Below are 18,986 nucleotides of genomic sequence, written 5' to 3'. Positions count from 1 at the left end.
ACTGTTTAATACTGCGCGTGCAGCGTCAAGACGCGAGCGTGCGGCGAAGCAGTTCCAATTCGTCGGAAAGTTGCGAATCTGCCGCGGAAAGTTCGTCGATGCGGCGCACACCGTGCATCACGGTCGTATGGTCGCGGCCGCCGAATTTCCGACCAATTTCCGGCAAGGAACGGTTGGTCAGCTGTTTCGCCAGCCACATCGCAACCTGACGCGGACGAGCATAGGCGCGCAGACGTTTTGGACCGATGAGGTCGGACAGACGGATGTTAAAGTGCTCTGCGACCTTGCGCTGAATTTCGTCGATGGTCACGCGACGTTCGGACGATTTCAGAAGGTCAGCAAGGCAGTCTTGCGTCATCTCTAAGGTGATCGGCTTACCGACCAGCGATGCCATCGCAAAGAGACGGTTCAGCGCACCTTCGAGAACGCGGACGTTCGTTGTGATCTTGTGCGCAAGGAATTCCAGCACGCCGTTGTCGATCTGAAGACCCGGGAATTGCTCTGCATAGAGTTCCGCTTTGGTCTGGAGAATGCCGACGCGGAGTTCGTAATCGGTCGGGTGCAGGTCCACAACGAGGCCGCACTGGAGACGCGATTTGATGCGGTCCTCAAGGTCTTTGATTTCACCCGGCGCACGGTCGGCGGAAATGATGATCTGTTTGCGGGATTCAACGAGAGCATTGAAGGTGTGGAAGAACTCTTCTTGGGTCGAGTCTTTGCCGGCGATGAACTGCACGTCGTCGACCATCAGGACGTCGACCGAACGGAACATCTGTTTGAAGTCGATCATCTTGCGATCTTTGAGCGCGGAGATGAAGCGATACATGAATTGCTCAGCCGAGAGATACACCACGTTCTTTTCCGGCGAACGGCGGCGGATTTCATGGGCAACGGCGTGCATCAGGTGGGTTTTACCCAGACCAACGCCACCATAAAGGAACAGCGGGTTAAAGGTGACGGGGCCACCTTCGGCAACGCGACGGGCCGCAGCATGGGCGAGCTCGTTCGGTTTTCCGACGACGAAATTTTCGAATGTGTAACGCGGGTCCAGCGTTGCATCGGGAATCGAGGGATCGATGCTCGCAGGGGACTGACGCACAGGCGCAGCAGCAACAGGCGCGGGACGGGCGCTGTTGGCGGCAGGGCGGACATCAAACGCGAGGCGTTCGACTTGGGCACCATTGCGGTTCAAATGATAGATAATCTGGTCCGCATAGTTTTGCGTGACGTAGTTACCAAAGAACGAGGTCGGCGCTGTAAATTGTGCCACGCCTTCATTCACACTTACTAGTTCAAGCGGCTCGATCCAGTTCGCAAAATTTCCAGTCCCCACACTGTTTTTTAGCGTTTCGCGAATCGTGCCCCACATAGTCGTCGTCATATCCCAATGCCTGTCCCATACGTTTCTTGCGATAGGTTTCCCCCGACACATCAACTCCACAAAAGACAAAGCACCATCGTTTGCCCGATCCCAAATTCGGACAGCCAAGGTCACCTGCATCTCTGGTCTGGATCCGCTTTACCGCCTGTCGGACGGCACATAACGAGCCCAATATTGGGTGTGCGTTCGTCACCCTGCCAGAGTGAAAAACGTCAGAACATTATGGCCGTACTAAATGGTACTGGCCAGGTGAGCGCAAAAATCAGGTGTCATCCAGAGCAGATCCGGATGCTACAATGACCTCACTTTCACCATGCTCCCCCAGGAACGATGTGAATCGCTGAGTGACACTAGCAACCTCACTCGGACCGCTTCAACACAACAACGATCTTGACTCGGACTTTGGCCAAAAAGAATCTGTTCGTTTTTTGAAAGCGCTTATAAAATTGGGTTTCGGTGGTAAGTGGGCAACAAAAAACGCGCCCCGAGAGGCGCGTTCATTTTTCGTTTTTCTACCCTAAAGGATGGAATCAGGCGATCGCTTTAACACGCGATGCAAGGCGCGACATTTTGCGCGATGCGGTGTTCTTGTGGAAGATGCCTTTGGTGACGCCACGCATCAGTTCCGGCTGAGCAGCTTTCAGAGCCGCCGCAGCTGCGTCTTTGTCGCCCGAAGCGATTGCTTCTTCGACTTTACGCAGGAATGTGCGGATGCGCGAACGGCGCATTTTGTTGATGTCAGCGCGAACAACGTTCTGACGGGCGCGTTTTTTGGACTGTGGCGTGTTTGCCATGTGCGGTTCCCCTCTCTCGGGCTAATTTGAATATCGTTAATGCAACGGAGCCCGACCGGGTTTCTGAACCGGCTGATTCTGGCCAGAGCGGGCCTCACACGCATGTATCGGGCGGCGTTTAAGGCCCGCCGCCCAAAAAGGCAAGTGTTTTAGCGGTCGCGGAACTGCGGTTCACGCTTTTCGAGGAAGGCAGCCATGCCTTCTTTTTGATCTTCGGTCGCAAAGAGCGAGTAGAACACCGCACGTTCGTAAGCGACGCCCTCGGATAGCGAGGTTTCGAACGCCTTGTTCACGCAGTCCTTCGCAGCAGCGGCGGCGATCAGCGATTTCTCTGCGATCTTACCAGCGGCGGCCAGTGCTTCTTCTTTCAGCTTTTTCGCAGGAACGACGCGGGACACGAGGCCCGAACGCTCTGCTTCTTCGGCATCCATGAAACGGCCCGTCAGGTGCATATCCATCGATTTGGATTTGCCGACGTAGCGCGACAGGCGCTGCGTACCGCCGATCCCAGCGATCACACCGAGGTTGATCTCGGGCTGGCCGAATTTAGCGTTGTCGCCTGCGATGATGAAATCGCACATCATTGCGAGTTCGCAGCCACCGCCCAGCGCGTAACCAGCAACGGCTGCGATGATCGGTTTCTTTGTGTTGTTGAAACGGTCGCTTTCGGTCGCAAAGAACTTTGCGCTGACCATATCAACGAAGGATTTTTCCGACATTTCGGAGATGTCAGCACCAGCGGCAAATGCCTTTTCTGAACCAGTGATGACGATGCAGCGCACCTTCTCGTTTTCATCAGCGGCTTCGAGTGCATCGCACAGTTCGCAGAGAAGTTTCGAGTTCAGCGCATTGAGAGCCTCGGGACGGTTCAGGGTTATCAGTGCGACGTATCCCTGAACGTCGACGATGATGGTCTCATAAGCCATGTGCAGCCTCTGTTATCATTTTCACAGGACCAACTGCTTAACAAAGCTGTGACACCGATCAAGCTATCTTTGGCATTGCGGACAATAGAAAGTTGAGCGTCCCGACTGTACGAATCGATGAATGACGTTAGGGCATCCCTCTGTTTTGCAAGGGTTTCCTTCCTGATCGTAGACGCGGAACGTATGCTGAAAATATCCCAACCCTCCATCGGCTTGACGGTGGTCTTTGAGCGAAGAACCGCCTGCTTCTATCGCCTCAGAGAGGACTTCGCGGATGATCGGGACAAGCGATGCGATACGAGCGGCAGAATTTTGGCCTGCTTTGCGCTTTGGGTTGATGCCAGCGCGATAAAGAACCTCGCAGACGTAGATATTCCCTAATCCAGCAACGATTCCCTGATCGAGGAGGGTCGTTTTGATGGGCGAATTCTTTCCCCTGAGTCGCTCGGTCAGGTAGTGTTCGTTGAAACTGTTGGAAAACGGCTCTGGCCCGATGTCCCGCAACAGCCAGTGGTCATCGGCCTTGGCCGTCTCCATCAGATCCATCGCGCCGAACCGACGGGCATCGTTAAAGGTCACGCGCGCACCGTTCGCCATATCAAAGACAACGTGATCGTGTTTCGCAGGCACGGGGTGCGGGTGGTGGAATTCGCCGATGGTGACGCCAGAGACGGTCATACGCCCCGACATCCCTAGGTGAATCAGCAGCGTTTCCCCACTATCAAGGTCAGCGAGGATGTATTTGGACCGCCTGCGCAGGGCATTGATCCGCTTGCCTGTCAGACGATCCGCCATATTTTCGGGGAACGGCCAACGCAGGTCGGGACGGTTGACCGAGGCTTTGGCGATGATTTCGCCTTCCATCGCGGGTTGCAGGCCGCGGCGGACTGTCTCTACCTCTGGCAATTCGGGCATGGCGTGCTTCCTATCTGCGGGGGTCCAGTGTATGCCCCAATTGGCCCCTAAAGATGTGACGCAAGCACGAGGACGGCAAGTGCCATGACCGAGACACCAGAAAACACCACCCACTTTGGTTTCGAAACCGTGCGGGAAGACGAAAAAGCAGGCCGCGTGCAGGGCGTGTTTACTTCGGTCGCGTCGAAATATGACATTATGAATGACGTGATGAGCGTCGGCATCCACCGCGTTTGGAAAGACGCGATGATGGATTGGCTGGCCCCGCGTCCGGGACAAAAGCTGTTGGACGTTGCAGGCGGGACAGGCGACATTTCGTTCCGTTTCCTGAAGCGGGCTGGCAGCGGACATTCGACGGTGCTCGACCTCACGGAATCGATGCTGGTGGCTGGGCGCCAACGGGCCGAGGCGGACGATATGGCCGATAGCCTCGACTGGGTTGTGGGCGACGCGATGAAGCTGCCGTTCCCCGACAATACGTTCGACGTATACACGATCAGCTTTGGCATCCGTAACGTGACCCGCCCCCAAGAGGCGCTGAACGAAGCCTATCGCGTTCTGCGCAAGGGTGGTCGCCTGATGGTGCTGGAGTTCAGCCAGCTGCCGAACCCAATGATGCAAAAGGCCTACGATCTCTATTCGTTCAACGTTATTCCGCGGATGGGCCAACTGATCGCGAATGACCGTGACAGCTACCAATACCTCGTCGAATCGATCCGAAAGTTCCCTGATCAGGACACGTTCCTATCGATGGTGAAAAAGGCAGGGTTCGAGAACGCGAAGTATCGCAACCTGTCGCTGGGCATCGCAGCGCTGCATTCGGGGTGGAAAATCTGATGCGCGGGCCTCACAACATTTGGCGGCTTGTCCGCACGGGTGCCACGCTGGAACGCGCGGGCGCTATGAATGTCGTTCTAGACGCGTTTGAGGCTGGGCCGTTGCTGCGGTTCACTGCGCGGACGCTGGCGCTGCCGTTTCGCTGGCTGGGCTACCGTGGCGATGCGTCTTTGCCGCCGACCACGAGGGCGCTGACGGCGCTGGGGCCTGCTTATATCAAATTCGGTCAGATCCTTTCGACGCGTCCTGACGTAGTGGGCGACGACCTCGCACGGGAACTGCGCGTGTTGCAGGACCAGTTGCCCGCATTTTCGGTCGATATCGCGAAACGCGAGGTCGAGCACGAACTGGGCATTTCTGTGGATGAAGTATTCGCCAGCTTTTCCGAACCCGTTGCCGCCGCATCGCTCGCGCAGGTTCACAAGGCCGTACTGCGGTCGACGGGTGAAGAAGTCGCCGTAAAGGTTCTGCGCCCCGGCGTGGAAAAGGCGTTCCGCAAGGATATCGACGCCTTCTACTTTGCCGCCAATATGATCGAGTTTCTGTCGCGCAAATCCCGCCGTCTGCGCCCGATCGAAGTGATCGAACATTTCGACGGTGTTGTGCGTGGCGAGTTGGACCTCAGGCTAGAGAGCGCGTCAGCTTCTGAATTTGCGGCGAACACCGAAGCCGACGAGGGCTTTACCGTTCCGCGCGTGAATTGGCAGTTGTCGGCGCGGCGCGTGATGACGCTTCAGTGGGCTGAGGGCACCAATATGGGTGACAACGCGGCGCTGGATGCTGCAGGTCACGACCGCAATGCGCTGGCGACTCGCGTGCTGCAAATTTTCCTAAGCCAAGCGCTGCGCGATGGTCTGTTCCACGGCGATATGCATCAGGGCAACCTCAAGGTCGCGGCGAATGGCGACATTATTGCTTATGATTTTGGGATCATGGGCAGCATTGATGAATATACACGTCGTGTATACGCAGAAATCCTCTACGGGTTCATCAAACGCGACTACAAACGCGTGGCCGAAGTGCACTTTGAAGCGGGATATGTCCCTGCAAATCAAGATGTTGATGAATTCGCGCGTGCGCTGCGTGCCGTTGGTGAGCCGATCTTTGGCATGGATGCGAGCCGCATTTCGATGGCGCGTCTGCTGTCCTACCTCTTTGAAGTGACCGAACGGTTCGGGATGCAAACCCGCACCGAGCTGATCCTGTTGCAGCGCACGATGGTCGTTGTCGAAGGCGTGGCGCGGTCGCTCAATCCGAACGTCGATATCTGGGCCGATGCACGCCCTGTCGTCGAGTCCTACATTAAGAACGCGATCGGACCCAAGGCGGTCATGCGAGACCTCATACGGACAGCGCGGGTTCTGTCCCGCTTTGGTCCGCGCCTTCCTGAAATGGCCGAGGCCGCGCTGGTGCGTCAGGGTAAAAACTTTGGCGAAGAGGAAGAAGTGCGCAGCACCTCTGCCCTCTGGGCGATTGCGGGCGCGGCGGTCGTGGGGGCGGCTTGGGTCGCGACGCTGTTTATCTAGCACGCAGGGCGGTGACGGTTTCGACTGGCACCTCCGCCCCATTTTCGAGGACGAGCACGGTCGCACCAGATCCGGTGCGGACTTCTGCCACGGTGCCGTAAACGCTCGCCTGTGTGGTCGCGATGAGGGTGTCCGATTGATAACTCTCAACATAGAAACCGTAGTCGCCAGAGGTCATCGGCGACCCGTAGTCATCAACCCCCGCCCACGTCACGGTGCCCGAGGTCGGATCAATGGCGATGCGTTGCACTTCGGCCCCGTAACTGTTCACCACGACCAAATCGGCAGAGTCCGCGTCAGCGTCGACCGATGTCGTGACAGAAATGGGCGTTCCGTCGAAGTGCGCGGTGGTCGGCGCCCTGACGTCTTGACCGATCCATGCGCCCATGTCGGACATCGCTGAGGATGACATTATGGCCATCAACTGCGCCAAGAGATCGTTGGTTTTGACCTGCTGTTCGACTGACGAAAAGGTCGCCAATTGCACGGCATAGTCCGAGGGATCTGTTGGGTTCAGCGGGTCCTGATTCTGCATCTGGACCGTCAGCATGTTCAAGAACGTCTCGAAATCCGAGCTGATCGCCGATGACGAGGTGGGTGCCGTCGTGGTTGTCGTTGATGTCGTTGCAGTCACATCCATTTTATCATCCTTTTCAGAGCCTTATGTCGACGCCGCTCGATACGATTTGCTGCGTGGGGGTTGGGTCGTCGGGAGGGACTTCGACGGCAATGTGAGTCGGTTTCGGGGTCTCTTTGGGTGAGTTTCGCCCGCCTTCGTCCGCGAACCCCAGATCGACGGATTGGAAGCCAAGCGACCGAAACTCCTGCTGCAACACGTCCAAATGCCGCCGCATGAGGTCAGAGGTTTCAGGTCGTTCCGCAGCGATCACAATTTGAACGCTTTGATCCGTCACGGTCATATGCAGCCGCACGCGGCCTAGTTCTTCGGGGTCCAGAGCAATTTCGGTGGTGCCACTGTCATCGTTGGCGACCGAAACCACAATCTGTTCGGCAATGTGCTGAACGGTTTGCGCAGGGACGAGGATCGGTTTTGGTGCCTCAATCGGAATGGGAGCAATCGGATGATATGGCAGCGTAAATGTGGGCGTCTCGGCGATAGGGGGAGGTGTCGAAATGAGAGTAGAGCGATGCTCTATATCTTCCGTCATTTCGGGTTCAGTTGCTTCCACCGAAACGAGTTGCACCGCCTCCGCCCGTGTTGGAGGGGATGTCGACGCCTGCGTATCGGGACTGTCAGGTGCGCGTTCCACTTCGGCCACAGGCGCAGTCGATTGCTTCGGTTCGAGCGTAAAGTCACGATCCACCTCATCCGCTGGCACCATCGGTTGTTCGGGCTGGGGCACAAAGACCCGAGCCACAACGGGGACCGTAATGACCTCCCACTCAGGCGCGATCATTTCGGTGCCAACCTCCAATTCAGGCTCCTCTGTCTCAACCTCAGTGATCTCCTGCAATACCCTCGCGAAATCGGGCAGCTCTTGCGGCATTGCCTCTGCAGATCCGACGGGAATCTGGGGCAAAATCGGCAGAGCGCAGATGAGATCGGGTTGAAGCATCATGGGGCGGGTTTAGCGCCCGATGCTTACCGAATCTTTACCGCCATCAATTTAATTCATCCCCGAAACCCACGGATCGGAGGTGCCGATGATCCCCCTTTTGACCGAACAGCCCAGCGCAGTCAGTCCGACCTCGCAATTGCGAACGGTCGCCAACGAAATGGAAACCGCGTTTTTGGCAGAAATGCTGAAATATTCGGGACTTGGCGATACGTCAGGCGCCTTTGGTGCGGGCGCAGGAGGTGAACATTTCGCGTCGTTCCTGCGCGAAGAACAGGCCCGAATTATGGTCGAAGGCGGCGGAATCGGCCTCTCGGAATCGATCTTTCGCGCCCTTTCGGAGAGAGCCCATGACTGACCAGACACAACACGCTTTGGACCTGCTGGATAGGGCGCGACAGGCCACTTTATGCGGCGATTATCGCGCTTTGGATCAACTGTCGGCGCCCTTGAAGGCGATCACCGAAAAGGCCAGCACAGATGCCGCTTTTGCAGCGGCTATTCGACCCGCGGCGGAGCGGAATGCGCGGCTCTTACAGATGGCGCTGAACGGGATTGAGAACGTGCGAAAACGGCTCGTTGATCAGAAACAGCAGATGGCGAATTTCGGGACCTATGACGCGGCTGGGCATCATGCCGTTCACGTAATGCGGCCCGAAGCCCTGCAACAAAAGATCTAATTTGAACGATTTTTGAGGCGGCGATTAGGACTTCGTTAGCCGACTCTGCCCAAGGTGGCCTCACATCCGAAATGGATTGTCAGGCCTGACCTGACCCCCGTCAGAACGACGATTTCTCCGGCCGGAATGGCCATTGAACTCACGGCGCAAAAGCGCCCCTCCATGAAAAGGACTCGCACTCATGTCGAGCATTCTGACGAATAACGGCGCAATGGTTGCGCTGAACACATTGAAATCGATCAACAGCAACCTGTCCAAGGTTCAGGACACCATTTCCACGGGCAAAGAGGTCAATTCAGCCAAGGACAACGCCACGGTCTGGATCACTTTGGCGTTCGACGAATAGGCACGCTGGGTTTGGATCAGTTCGGTCAATTCCCCTGCAACGTCGGTCGAGGATTCCTCGCGTGCATAGGCCACGATGTCACCTGTCGGGCCATCGCCCGCATCCCAGAGGAAAAACGATCCGCTGTCGGGGGTGGGTCGGTAGCTTTGGTAATCGAGGGATTCGAGGCCGTTGATATTGGACACATCAACGAGCGGGATTTGGTAAATCACTCGCGTGATTCCGATGTCAAAGGCGGCCGAGACAAAGCCATTCGCATCGACTTCGATGGAGGTCATATTGCCGACGGGGGTTCCATTTTTCGACACTGATACTGGCTGAAACGCGTCAGAAAGTTGCGTCAGACCACCAGAGGTGCCCAGAATACCAAGGTTTAGAGCCATTGGCCCGCCGTTCACGTTCAGACTGATGTAACCGTCGGTGCCATCGTAAGCGCCACCCGTAACGGGCGTGACTGATTTCAGCGTTCCGCCCGCACCGCGCGTGTCGTCGAAGGTCAGGTTATATTCACCCACAATCGCATTGGCAGAGGCACTGTCGCGCACGACCATTGTCCATGAATTGGACGAGCCGCTTGCGGGTACAATCGGCACGAACTCGATCGTTAGGCTCTCTGATTTTCCGAGGTTGTCGAAGTATTCGACCGATAGTTCTTCGGTCTCCCCGATGGCGGAGGAGTCCGTTGAGGTCGCGGGCAGGTTCACCGCGAGATCGACGTAGGTCGTCGCCTCGCCCGCGAATTGGTTCGTGTTGATTTTGACAGGTTCCAACCCGTCCGCTGTATCGCGCGGATAGGTCGGAATGGTGCCATCGGTATTTGCCGGCCAGCCCATGAGGATAAGCCCGCTGGACGTGGTGAGATACCCGCGATCATCGGTGCTAAACGACCCTGTCGTGGTCAGCATCATCGGATGATCACCGTTGTCGACATTCACCGAGGCTTCGGTCGTGACGGGCAACATGCCGCGCCCACGAACGGCCAAATCAGTCGCGCTCGACGTAGATACCAGTGCGCCGCGCTGATCGATCAGACGCGTATTCGTCGTGCGCACTCCTCCAGCGGAATAGGTGCCCGTGCCCGTCTCAATCACCATGGAATGAAAGTCGGTCACGGCCCGTTTGTAACCATAGGTCGAAGAGTTCGCGATGTTATCAGAGATCGCAGCCAGACGGGTCGCGTTCGCGGCCAAACCAGCAACGGAAGCATTAAGCGAAGATGAAATCGTCATACGGAGCCTTTCTGCATCGGGGACGATGATTTCAGGCAGAATATCCGCCACCTCTTAACAGTCGCCTAACGCAGCGGACCGCGGAGTAAGATGACCTCGAGCCGATTGTTCCGCAGGGCTGTCGGTATCGGGTCCGCAGGTTCGCGATCCGCATGACCCGTCACACGGCGGAGGCGTTCGGGCGGCAAACCTGCCCCTTCGAGAAGGGTTCGGAAAACGGCGGCATGATCGGTCGACAACTGCCACACGGGATTGTCTGCGATGACCAGCGGACGCGCAGCGACATGCCCTTCGATTGCGATTCCGTTGGTCACCATCGTCGCAACGCGAGCGATGACCTTTGCGAGGTCTTGTGTTGTCTCGGACGGGTTCACACCGTCGAACAACGGCGCGTCAGGGACATCGAAGAGTTCGATGACAAGGCCCTCGTCGGTGATGCGGGTCACGACATGGCGCATCATCCGGTCAGATAGCAGAACCTCGCCGCCTTGACCGTTCAGGATGGACTCTAGTTCCTCTAGCGCAGCCACATCGGGTGGAACGGCGCCACCATCCCCGCCTATATCAGGCGTGCCGCCATCTCCTGATTTGATAAACGTATCGCGTGTCGCGATGTCTACGCCGCCAAACATCCCCTCGCCGCCTGCAGACACCTGACTGAGCGGGATCGAGGGTGCGAAGTAATCCGCGAGTCCAGTGCGTTGCTGTTCTGACGTGGAGTTCAGAAGCCACATAAGCATAAAGAACGCCATCATCGCGGTCACAAAATCTGCGTAGGCAACCTTCCAAGCGCCGCCGTGATGACCGTCACCGGCCACGACCTTTTTGCGCTTGATGATCACCGGCGCGTTAGATTGAACTGCCATCTCATCCACCTTTATTCACCCGCAATCAGGGCTAAGGGGAGAGGTTTAACAGGTCGTAAATTCAGGACCGGCGACGGTAGAGTTCATCCGGGCCTGCGAATTCGATCAGATCGTAGCCGTTTGCACGCATGATATCGGCGATCTCGGTGGTCTTGGAATTGTTCTCAATCGACCAAAACGCGACCCGATGATGATCAAAGGGAAACGCCTTTAAAACAGCGACTTCGCCGCCCTCAATGTCCAACGAAATGAAGTCGGGATGAGGGATGCCGCTCTCGGTCAAAATGCGGGACAGGGTGCGCGTCTCGACGGTGACCAATTCTTCGGCGTGACGGGGGTCATCGCGGACAGTTTGAAGCAAATCTTCATCATATAAATCGGCAAGCCCGCTCATCTGCGTAAAACCCCGCGTCACCGCGATAAACGATGCGGTGCCGTCTGTTGGGGCCACGGCCACTTCGACGCAGGGACATTTCCGTGCGATTCGTGCTTTTGCAATCTGGGACGCCACGGGTTCGACCAGTACACCTGTCCACCCGCGGATTTGCTCAAAGAACAGAGAATTCGACCCTGTTACGCCGTCATAGCCGCCCACATCGACGAAAGTTCCGCCCGTTTTATGGTCCAGCAAACGGTCAATGACCCAGTCCTGACCCGCTTGCGACATGTAGTGATAGGTCGGATCAGTAGCGCGGCGCAGTTGATGCAATTCCCGTAAAATCGCACCCCGTTTGCGGGTCTTTTCGGCGACCAAAAGACCGTTCAACTCGGCCTGCAATTGGGCGATTTCGGTTTTTACAGTGCGTAGGCGGCTATCAATCGTCATTATGGCACCTCGAAATAGGATTTTTCCTCAACGATGGCCGAGCCGAGCAGTAGGTTGATCTGTTTCTTAACCGCCGCCCGACGGTCATTGGTTTGATACACGGCACGAGCAAGTCGGATGAACTCTGCGCCGAAATCCTGACGAGATTCACATTCGCGGATGTCATCTTCGATAACCCAAAGGCTCGCGTTAATCTGGTAAAGTGTTTCCCACAAAAGGCCCAATTTCTTGGACTCGGGCAGAGCCTGATCAGCGATGTCTTGCAGAACTTTGCGCTCATGGGCGACGTTCGTAAGCTTTGCCGCATCCAAGATACGTTCGGATTTCAGGCGGAGAATGGTCAGTTTGTCGATCAATTCACCCGGCGCAGTCGGAACCAAAATATCATCCATGTGCTGCTACCTTCCGTTCCAATTCGACCCTAACACGGCCCATAACTTCATCCCATTTCAGCGCCTCTTGTTGTCTGAACAACCGCATCGTCGGATACCAAGGCGTGGTGTCCCCTCTGTGCCGATAGACCCAAAACGCATCGGAATGCAGAACCACCCACGTCGGCAAACCCAGCGATCCCGCGATATGCGCGGTGGCCGTGTCTGACGAAATGATCAGGTCCATTTCCTCCATCGTCGCTGCGCAATCGGCAAAGTCCCTGTCCGATGACGCCGCATCCACGATCAAACCCGCGCTTCCGTCAGCGTAAAAGGCATCGATCATCGGGCCCTTGTAGAGTGAAAACAGCTGTACAGATTTTACATCCGCTAGGGGTACGAAGTCAGTGTGACTAAATGACCGAAACGCGTTGGCCTTATAGGTGACGGAGCCAGTCCAGACGACGCCGACCTTGAATTTATCGCGATATGGCGCGGTGATGGCACGGGCGCGAATGCGGGAATCTTCGGGGATCGATAGCTGGGTCGGGTGACGCAGATCGGCATCCGTTTTCAACGCGATACCACCCAAGTCCATCATATTGATCCAGTAGTCGGCTTCGGACTTTGCGTTGATCGAACTGACGACACGATCCGCACCCGGAAGGCCATGGAAAAGACGGAACAGAGGTTTTTCAGCCAAAACAGTGACTGTTTTCGCACCCAGACGTTTCAGATCAGGCAGGTGACGCGCCATCAAAACGCAATCGCCAAATCCTTGCTCCGGCAAGACCAGGATCGTTTTGCCGTCGAGAGGTTCGCCATTCCATTCGGGAAACGACAAGTCACGCTTTGTGAGCTCGCCCAAGTCCCAACGCGCCTTGTAGAGATCGAAGGCCTTTTCATAGTCGCCCAGCGCAAGTGCTGACATGGCCGCTTGAAGTGACATGTCGTGATAGTCGGGAAACTGAGGGATCAGCGGAGAGAGATACTCGACAGCTTCTTCGTAACGCCCCATTCCGCGCAAACACCGCCCGATGAGGGAATGCTGTTCGGGCAGGTTAGGGTCTTCAGCGAGCAGCAGTTTCCGCAACGCAATCGACTCTTCGTATTTACCGAGATCCGACAAGATATTCGCAAAGTTCGCCCGCACGACCGTATTTTCAGGGTCGACGGCATAGGCGCGCCGATGTGCCCGTTCTGCGTTGTGATACTGTTTGATCCGCCGCAACAGAGCGCCGTAGTTCGACCACATCTGGGCATCGTCGGGTCGCGCCGCGAGATAGTCCGCATAGTCTCGCAAAGCCGTATCCAGCTTGCCCGATTGATGGGCGCTGATCGCTGCAGAGCGGATCTCTCTGGCGGTCCGTTCAGTCATCTGTTTTACGGCGCTTCACAGGTTTGATCAGCGTATCGGGGCGCACCTCTTCGGCGCGTTCAAACAGGCTAAACGTCTGGTTCACAAAGTTCACAGCGCCCGACACGAAATCAACGTAATCGGCCAGTTCTTTGGTCAATTCAGTCTCTACCAAGGCGATACTGCGGTCGGGCGTGGCGGCTTCGAACATGACGTAGAACAGGGGATCACCGCGATTGATCTTGAGCGGCTTTGACGTGTCGTGCCATTCAAAGGCCCACATCAACGGGCGCGGCCACACATTAATGGGGAACCGCCCGCCAAAGATCGTGCCCGGCCAAGGGTCCTTTTGGTAATGCATAAACGGTGCGAGCTGGGTCGCATAAACTGGCTCATCCGCGACCAAGACATAGGGCAGCGACAATTGGATCGTCGGCACGTTTGGATGCCGCCATTCCTTTTCAGATGTCAGGTGGAGGTGCTGGCTAATCTTATTCGCCCGAACGGGGCTAAGATCGCCATTCAGGTTGCGCAGTCCAGGTTTGCCGTCCTTGTCCCGCACGAATTGCAGATGCAGGTCAAACGGAGCGCGGAATACGAAATACCTGCTCTCCATGTTGATCACAGCGGGCAGCGTGATGCCGATTTGGCGTGGGTCTTATTCTTTTCCGTGCTGCGGAACCGTTCGGGCGGATAGAAAATCACCCCCGCCTTTTGTGAGTTCAGGAACCATCCAACGGTCACTGGACCTTTGTTTTCTGGCAAACCCGGTGCGTTCTCGAACTTGACCGAAAATTCCATTCTCGTCGTCCTATGGGCGCAGTTAACGCTGCGCTATTGTTATACGTCAGGTGTCGCAGCGACCCGCGCTTGGGCTTCTGCATTGCAGACACGTTTTCCATCACGACCATAAAGCGGGAAACCTGTGGCTGGCTCTGAAACCTCAATCGAATAGGCATAACACCCATCAGCGGCCAAAAAGACGATCGCAGGCGGCACACCTTCAGGCAAAGCCGCGATGATCTCTGGCGGATAGATCGGTTGACCGTTCTCATCTAAGGGAAAATCGCTCATCACGCAGGCGGAGAGCGAGGTGCAGGCGAACAGCACAAAAGCAAACACACGGGTCATAATAAATCGTCCGGTTGTATTCAGTTACATCTAGTTAACCCCCAAGCAACCAATTGGTCCAAGGGAAAGTAAACCAATGTCCCGCCTAAACGCTGATTTTCCGTTTCAATTCGCGTTGACTAGGGGTCATATAGGTAACGAGGATCTTAAGTATGGCAAAAGTTACTACACGCACACGTATTCAAGAACGGAACCGCGGCGCGATTTTGGACGCCGCTTTGGGCATTTTTTCCCAATACGGTTTCCGAGGCTCAACGCTCGACCAGATTGCAGAGGCGTCTGGGCTCTCAAAGCCGAACCTCTTGTATTATTTCCCATCAAAGGAAGCGATCCACGTCGAACTGTTGGAGAGTTTGCTTGATACGTGGCTCGATCCTCTGCGTTCTATGAAGGCGGATGCCGATCCCGTCGAAGAAATCCTCGCCTATGTGCACGGCAAATTGGAGATGGCACGCAAGTTCCCGCGTGAAAGCCGCCTCTTTGCCAATGAAATCCTGCAAGGTGCCCCGCGTATCCTCAACGATCTGACCAACGGTCTAAAGCCGCTCGTTGATGAAAAGGCCGCTCTTATCCGCGAGTGGAGCGATGCGGGGAAAATTGCACCAGTCGATCCATATCACCTGATCTTTTCGATCTGGGCGATGACGCAGCACTACGCTGACTTCGACGTGCAAGTGCGTGCCGTTTTGGGTGGCGTAGACCCGTTCCCTGGGGCTGATGCCTACCTCGACCAGCTCTTTAGAAAGATGCTAACGGTCTAACCTCAGTATTGCTCCGCCAGCCGCCTGAGCGTCGTCCATGTCATGCGTCACCAATAACACGGGCAAGGACTGCGCCTTGGCGTGGTTGAAAACCAGTTCCCTCACCTGCTGTCGCAAATCCTGATCGAGCCGTGAAAAGGGTTCGTCCAAGAGGAGCGCCTTGGGGTTAGATAAAAGTGTACGCATAAGAGACACGCGCGCCCTTTGCCCACCCGACAACGTGGCTGGATCACGATCGAAAAACCCAGCAAGCCCGACGGAGGCGAGTGCGGCGTTGATGCGATCTGTTCTCTCCGCTCTCGGGATGGAACGATCTAGTCCGAACGACAGGTTCGCGCCGACCGACATATGCGGGAACAAGAGATCGTCCTGAAACAGTATCCCGATTTGACGTAAATGAGCCGGTTTAGTGTCGATATTCTCACCATCAAGGGTGACGCCGCCCTCCGCCTTAAAGGCAGGGTCAAGCGACCCAGTTATGTAGGACAGGAGCGTCGATTTTCCAGAACCAGACGGTCCCATGATCGTCAGCGCCTCACCTCGATTGATTTGGGTATCTACAGACAACAAGAGCGTTTCGCCCCTGTATATAGCGACATTGCTCAACCCCAATCCGTCAGCCATGCGACATTCCTCGTCTATTGCGCCAAAGGATCATTGGAAGACCCAAAGCGATCACAAAAGGCACCAGAGCGGCCAGCAATTGCAACACTGAAAAGACCGCAATCGCGCGTCGATCACCACCAGACGCCAACGCCACGGCCTCGGTTGTCAGCGTTGAGATGCGGCCACCTCCGATCAGCAACGTCGGCAAATATTGCCCTACGGAAACCGCAAAGCCGACCGCAAAAGCAGACACGAGCGGCGCCAAAAGCATGGGCAAACGAATGTGCCAAAAAACCCTGCTGGGTGAAGCCCCAAGAGCATGACCCACACGCGCGAAATCGCGGTTCCATGCGCGATAGCTGCCGCCTAAGGTCAGGATCACATAGGGCAGGACAAAGACCATATGCGCCGCAATCACGACCGCCAAGCCGCCCTTCAGCCCCATATTCAATAATAGAATTTGGACTCCTGGTAAGAATGCGACTTGAGGAATGATAAGGGGGAGAAAAATGGTCCAATTTGGCAATGTTCGGGTCGATTCAAGGTAAAGGACCGCGACCACTAGTCCGATCGTCGCCGCAGAAAATCCGATGATCGCGGTTTCCCCTAATCGGTCCAGCAAACCGTCGGAATGGCGGGCCCAGTTCGAAAGTGAGATGCTGTTTGGCATGAGATCAGGAAAGGCCCAAAAGCCCGCAACTGACCACATCAACAGACCGCACAGTCCGATCAAGAGAGTTAGAAACACTGTCGTTCCGAGGCATTGCAACAGGCCGCGAAACGGCTCTAACAAGGCCAAACGAAACCCACCTGTGATGAGCCATTTCCCCAGCCCACCCATCAAACGCTCGAGTACCAGCATGGTCAAAATCACGACGATGATCAATCCGAATTGAAGGATTGCCCCCGCAGCCGCTTGGCCGCGGAGCGATATATCGGGGTCGTTCATCCATTTCAGGACTTGGACCGCTATGGTGTTGGGTGTCGTCGGACCAAGGATCAGCGCAACATCTACGACCGACATTGAGAACGCCAAGACGAGGTAGATCGGCAGCCGTATTTGTTTGTAGACGGCAGGTAACACCGCAAGGATCCACCCCGCGATTGGCCCATATCCGAGTGACGCGCTGACCTTTAGCCGCGATGGGGCATCGGCTTGCGGTAGGGCCGCGATGATCATGAGAAGAAGAAACGGAACTTCTTTGATCACCAGACCGAGGACGAGCGCCACACCCCACGGGTCATTTACGATAAGCAGGTCTGGTGGGCGGTCCCATCCCATCACGGGTGCCAGCGCACGCGCGATCCAGCCTGACGGTGCGATCAAAAACACCATCCCAAATGCCGCCGCCGCATGTGGCACGGCAAGCAACGGTCCCAGTATCGACTGAACCCGCCGCCACCAAGGTGACGCCATCATAGACGCGGTGAAACCAAGTGCGATCAGACAAGAGAGCGCCGTCGCAAATAGGCCTGTGGTGATGGACAGTCGAATGGCGGACGCGAGGCCGTTCCATGCAAATAGGGCTAGAATAGGCTCTAAGCTGAACTGATCCGCGCCCGCCGCAGGGAAGTAGCCAAGCGCTGGCAAGATCACCCCGATCAGACCAGCGATCACCGGCCCGATCAGAATGAGAATAACCAGCGCTCGGGCCACTTATTGATTACCGAACCGAAGTTGCCAATCGTCCGCGATACGGGTCATCCATGACGGATGAGGTTCAGCCTGCACCGTGCCAAGCTCGGCTGGTGTCAGGGTCGCAACGCCTAGGTCAAGACTGTCGAAAACAGCGCGTTCATCGTCAGACAATTTCGCCATATCCAGCACGGTACCGTAGCCGAGGACATTCGGATCTTGGGCGCGGGCTTGGGCTTCAGGGGACATAAGGAAGTCTGCAACGACCATCGCGCCCGCCTTTGATCCTGAATTGTAAGGGATCGCGACGAATGAGGCGTTGCCAATCGTTCCTTTATCCAAAACGAAAGTCCGCACGGTATCGGGCAACTGGCCATTGGCAATCGCTGTCGATGCTTCGCCTGGGCTAAAGGAAATCGCCAGATCCACCTCGCCGTCGGCAATCAGTTGTAGCTGCGCTGGACCAGTTTGCGGAAAGGCCTGCCCTTGCCGCCAGAGGTTCGGCGTCAACTCATCGAGCCAAAGCCAGAGCGGTTCCGTAACCTCAGCGTAGGTTTCATCCGTGACGGGTTGCGACAGGACCGAAGGGTCATCGGTCAGATCGACCAGTGCCTGTTTTAGGAACGTTGTGCCGAGGAAATCTGGTGGCTGCGGGTAGGTAAAGCGGCCCGGATGTGTAACCGCCCAGTCGAGCAAAGCGTTCATATCACCCAGCGGAGCCATATCCGCCGTGTCATACATGAACACCACTTGCGCCATCGCCCAAGGGCTCTCGTATCCTTCAACAGGCACGGTAAAGTCTGTCTGAACGGTCTTACCTTCAGTGTCTACATAGGCCCAATTCGGTAGGCTTTCGGCAAATGGACCAAAGAGGAGGCCCGCGTCTTTCATCGACGCAAAATTTGATCCGTTAATCCAGATCATGTCGATAGCGCCGTCGTCATCTTGACCAGCCTGTTTTTCGGTTAGAACGCGGGTCACAGCATCAGCCGTGTCGCTGAGTTTTACGTGCTCTAGCGTAATGCCGTAGTCCTCTGAAACGCGATCGCCAACCCACGCGATAAAGTCGTTCGTCGCAGTCGATCCGCCCCACGCATTCCAATAGACCGTTTGGCCTTGTGCCTCGTCGAGTACAGCGGTCCAGTCAGATGGGTTTGGATCAGCCAGAGCGACGGTTGGGAGAACACATGCCAAAGCAAGGCTAAGATAATTCATCGCGTT

General features: G+C 56.2%; 22 protein-coding genes and 1 pseudogene. 6 read left to right on the top strand and 17 right to left on the bottom strand.

Going from position 1 to position 18,986, the window contains the following annotated elements; genetic code table 11:
• Nucleotides 1–25: 25 nt before the first annotated feature.
• From dnaA to mutM, 4 genes are all read right to left on the bottom strand, one after another.
• Nucleotides 26–1,381 carry a chromosomal replication initiator protein DnaA gene (gene dnaA / locus QWY83_RS01990; protein WP_105233969.1) on the bottom strand — a complete coding sequence of 452 codons (1,356 nt, stop codon included), beginning with the start codon at nt 1,379–1,381 and terminating at the stop codon, nt 26–28.
• Nucleotides 1,382–1,911: 530 nt separating this feature from the next.
• Complete coding sequence (gene rpsT, locus QWY83_RS01985) at nt 1,912–2,175, bottom strand: 30S ribosomal protein S20 (RefSeq protein ID WP_105236247.1); 264 nt, start codon at nt 2,173–2,175, stop codon at nt 1,912–1,914.
• A 149-nt stretch (nt 2,176–2,324) separates the two neighbouring features.
• Entirely contained in the window at nt 2,325–3,101 is a 777-nt protein-coding gene (locus QWY83_RS01980) for an enoyl-CoA hydratase (protein WP_249946200.1), read from the bottom strand.
• Nucleotides 3,102–3,164: 63 nt separating this feature from the next.
• Nucleotides 3,165–4,016 carry a bifunctional DNA-formamidopyrimidine glycosylase/DNA-(apurinic or apyrimidinic site) lyase gene (mutM, locus tag QWY83_RS01975; protein WP_249946201.1) on the bottom strand — a complete coding sequence of 284 codons (852 nt, stop codon included), beginning with the start codon at nt 4,014–4,016 and terminating at the stop codon, nt 3,165–3,167.
• Between the two features lie 84 nt (nt 4,017–4,100).
• Between mutM and ubiE the strand changes: the two genes are divergently transcribed.
• Together ubiE and ubiB are read left to right on the top strand one after the other, a co-directional pair.
• Nucleotides 4,101–4,853, top strand: coding sequence for a bifunctional demethylmenaquinone methyltransferase/2-methoxy-6-polyprenyl-1,4-benzoquinol methylase UbiE (gene ubiE / locus QWY83_RS01970; protein ID WP_249946202.1), 753 nt, complete (start codon nt 4,101–4,103; stop codon nt 4,851–4,853).
• Nucleotides 4,853–6,379 (top strand): 2-polyprenylphenol 6-hydroxylase, encoded by a 1,527-nt coding sequence (gene ubiB / locus QWY83_RS01965; RefSeq protein WP_249946203.1) that lies wholly within the window; start codon nt 4,853–4,855, stop codon nt 6,377–6,379. Before ubiE ends, ubiB begins: the two co-directional genes overlap by 1 nt.
• On the opposite strand, the gene QWY83_RS01960 is transcribed toward ubiB, so the two are convergent.
• Both QWY83_RS01960 and QWY83_RS01955 read right to left on the bottom strand, forming a co-directional pair.
• Complete coding sequence (locus QWY83_RS01960; RefSeq protein ID WP_249946204.1) at nt 6,372–7,019, bottom strand: flagellar hook capping FlgD N-terminal domain-containing protein; 648 nt, start codon at nt 7,017–7,019, stop codon at nt 6,372–6,374. The genes ubiB and QWY83_RS01960 overlap by 8 nt on opposite strands.
• A 13-nt stretch (nt 7,020–7,032) precedes the next feature.
• Complete coding sequence (locus QWY83_RS01955; protein ID WP_249946205.1) at nt 7,033–7,959, bottom strand: flagellar hook-length control protein FliK; 927 nt, start codon at nt 7,957–7,959, stop codon at nt 7,033–7,035.
• A gap of 85 nt (nt 7,960–8,044) precedes the next feature.
• On the opposite strand from QWY83_RS01955, the gene QWY83_RS01950 reads away from it, so the two are divergent.
• The 3 genes and pseudogenes from QWY83_RS01950 to QWY83_RS14265 all read left to right on the top strand — a co-directional run.
• Complete coding sequence (locus tag QWY83_RS01950) at nt 8,045–8,314, top strand: rod-binding protein (RefSeq protein ID WP_249946206.1); 270 nt, start codon at nt 8,045–8,047, stop codon at nt 8,312–8,314.
• Nucleotides 8,307–8,636, top strand: coding sequence for a hypothetical protein (locus tag QWY83_RS01945; RefSeq protein WP_249946207.1), 330 nt, complete (start codon nt 8,307–8,309; stop codon nt 8,634–8,636). Before QWY83_RS01950 ends, QWY83_RS01945 begins: the two co-directional genes overlap by 8 nt.
• A 181-nt stretch (nt 8,637–8,817) precedes the next feature.
• A pseudogene (locus QWY83_RS14265) lies at nt 8,818–8,958 on the top strand (flagellin N-terminal helical domain-containing protein); the annotation flags it as partial.
• Here QWY83_RS14265 and QWY83_RS01935 read toward each other — a convergent pair.
• The 8 genes from QWY83_RS01935 to QWY83_RS01905 form a co-directional block, all read right to left on the bottom strand.
• Nucleotides 8,898–10,211 carry a flagellar hook protein FlgE gene (locus QWY83_RS01935; RefSeq protein ID WP_249946208.1) on the bottom strand — a complete coding sequence of 438 codons (1,314 nt, stop codon included), beginning with the start codon at nt 10,209–10,211 and terminating at the stop codon, nt 8,898–8,900. The pseudogene QWY83_RS14265 and the gene QWY83_RS01935 overlap by 61 nt on opposite strands.
• Nucleotides 10,212–10,276: 65 nt before the next feature.
• Nucleotides 10,277–11,077 carry a flagellar motor protein MotB gene (locus QWY83_RS01930; protein WP_249946209.1) on the bottom strand — a complete coding sequence of 267 codons (801 nt, stop codon included), beginning with the start codon at nt 11,075–11,077 and terminating at the stop codon, nt 10,277–10,279.
• Between the two features lie 61 nt (nt 11,078–11,138).
• A complete protein-coding gene (locus QWY83_RS01925; protein WP_249946210.1) occupies nt 11,139–11,903 on the bottom strand; it encodes an FkbM family methyltransferase in 765 nt (254 codons plus the stop codon).
• Nucleotides 11,903–12,295, bottom strand: coding sequence for a DUF6165 family protein (locus QWY83_RS01920; protein ID WP_105236237.1), 393 nt, complete (start codon nt 12,293–12,295; stop codon nt 11,903–11,905). Before QWY83_RS01920 ends, QWY83_RS01925 begins: the two co-directional genes overlap by 1 nt.
• Entirely contained in the window at nt 12,288–13,652 is a 1,365-nt protein-coding gene (locus QWY83_RS01915; RefSeq protein WP_249946211.1) for a tetratricopeptide repeat protein, read from the bottom strand. The genes QWY83_RS01920 and QWY83_RS01915 overlap by 8 nt, the downstream gene beginning before the upstream one ends.
• Nucleotides 13,645–14,247 carry a hypothetical protein gene (locus QWY83_RS01910; protein WP_353958935.1) on the bottom strand — a complete coding sequence of 201 codons (603 nt, stop codon included), beginning with the start codon at nt 14,245–14,247 and terminating at the stop codon, nt 13,645–13,647. Before QWY83_RS01910 ends, QWY83_RS01915 begins: the two co-directional genes overlap by 8 nt.
• Nucleotides 14,248–14,252: 5 nt before the next feature.
• Nucleotides 14,253–14,432 carry a hypothetical protein gene (locus QWY83_RS14220; RefSeq protein WP_353958934.1) on the bottom strand — a complete coding sequence of 60 codons (180 nt, stop codon included), beginning with the start codon at nt 14,430–14,432 and terminating at the stop codon, nt 14,253–14,255.
• Nucleotides 14,433–14,471: 39 nt separating this feature from the next.
• Complete coding sequence (locus tag QWY83_RS01905; protein WP_249946212.1) at nt 14,472–14,762, bottom strand: hypothetical protein; 291 nt, start codon at nt 14,760–14,762, stop codon at nt 14,472–14,474.
• Between the two features lie 152 nt (nt 14,763–14,914).
• Between QWY83_RS01905 and QWY83_RS01900 the strand changes: the two genes are divergently transcribed.
• The gene (locus QWY83_RS01900) at nt 14,915–15,523 is read left to right on the top strand and encodes a TetR family transcriptional regulator C-terminal domain-containing protein (RefSeq protein ID WP_249946213.1); all 609 of its coding nucleotides are present in this window, start codon (nt 14,915–14,917) and stop codon (nt 15,521–15,523) included.
• Here QWY83_RS01900 and QWY83_RS01895 read toward each other — a convergent pair.
• Genes QWY83_RS01895 through QWY83_RS01885 form a run of 3 tightly spaced genes read right to left on the bottom strand, consistent with a single transcriptional unit; the run spans nt 15,512 to nt 18,980 of the window.
• Nucleotides 15,512–16,147 (bottom strand): ATP-binding cassette domain-containing protein, encoded by a 636-nt coding sequence (locus tag QWY83_RS01895; RefSeq protein WP_249946214.1) that lies wholly within the window; start codon nt 16,145–16,147, stop codon nt 15,512–15,514. The genes QWY83_RS01900 and QWY83_RS01895 overlap by 12 nt on opposite strands.
• On the bottom strand, nt 16,140–17,786 hold the full coding sequence (locus QWY83_RS01890; protein WP_249946215.1) for an ABC transporter permease: 1,647 nt from the start codon (nt 17,784–17,786) through the stop codon (nt 16,140–16,142). Before QWY83_RS01890 ends, QWY83_RS01895 begins: the two co-directional genes overlap by 8 nt.
• Nucleotides 17,787–18,980, bottom strand: a complete 1,194-nt coding sequence (locus tag QWY83_RS01885; RefSeq protein ID WP_249946216.1) for an ABC transporter substrate-binding protein — start codon at nt 18,978–18,980, stop codon at nt 17,787–17,789.
• Nucleotides 18,981–18,986: the final 6 nt, after the last annotated feature.

Origin of the sequence: Marivivens donghaensis (assembly GCF_030410045.1) — a bacterium.
In the GTDB taxonomy this organism is placed as follows: Bacteria; Pseudomonadota; Alphaproteobacteria; order Rhodobacterales; family Rhodobacteraceae; genus Marivivens; species Marivivens donghaensis.
This window is presented reverse-complemented; position numbering and strand designations above follow the sequence as displayed.